Source organism: Campylobacter troglodytis, assembly GCF_006864425.1.
GTDB lineage: Bacteria > Campylobacterota > Campylobacteria > Campylobacterales > Campylobacteraceae > Campylobacter_D > Campylobacter_D troglodytis.
The window spans coordinates 1-565 of the sequence record NZ_QHLI01000224.1; the positions used below are offsets into that span (position 1 = coordinate 1).

Annotated in this window: 1 protein-coding gene; it reads left to right on the forward strand. The window is 35.9% G+C overall.

The genetic code is table 11. From position 1 onward, the window contains the following. Positions 1-565 (forward strand): restriction endonuclease subunit S (locus tag DMC01_RS12735; RefSeq protein WP_142694539.1); only part of this gene is annotated, 565 nt, incomplete at both ends.

The following is a 565-nucleotide window of genomic DNA, read 5'->3' on the forward strand; positions in this document are numbered from 1 at the left end:
GCGAAGAATCCACTCTCGCCAAACTTGAAAATGAGTTTAAGCAAAATGGGGGCAAATGGGAGGAATTTAGAATAGGGGATTTGTTTGAATTATTTGAACTTAAAAAACTTAATCCACTTGACACAAGAGAATTTAGAGTAAAAGAACAAGACGAATCTCACCCTATCCCTGCCGTTGTAGCAAAAGTAGGCGATAATGGCATTATGTATTATGTCGGCAAAGATGATTTTGAAACAACCAAAAATAAGCTAGTTGTTATCGGCGATGGTGCTGTGGCTTCGGGTTTAGTTTATTATCAAGGGCAAGAATTTACTATACTTCATAACGCCTACGCAATTATGCTTAAAATGCCGACATTTGAAACAAGACAAAACTATTTATTTTTGGCGTGTGCCTTACAAAAGGCTATTTTTGATTTTTTTGGCTATGAAAATAAGCCTACTTGGAATAAAGTCAAAGAATGCAAAATCAAACTCCCCACTCTCAAAAACGGACAAATCGCCTTTGAATTTATGGAACAATGGATAAGAGAATTAGAAGCTGAAAGGATAAGAGAATTAGAAGC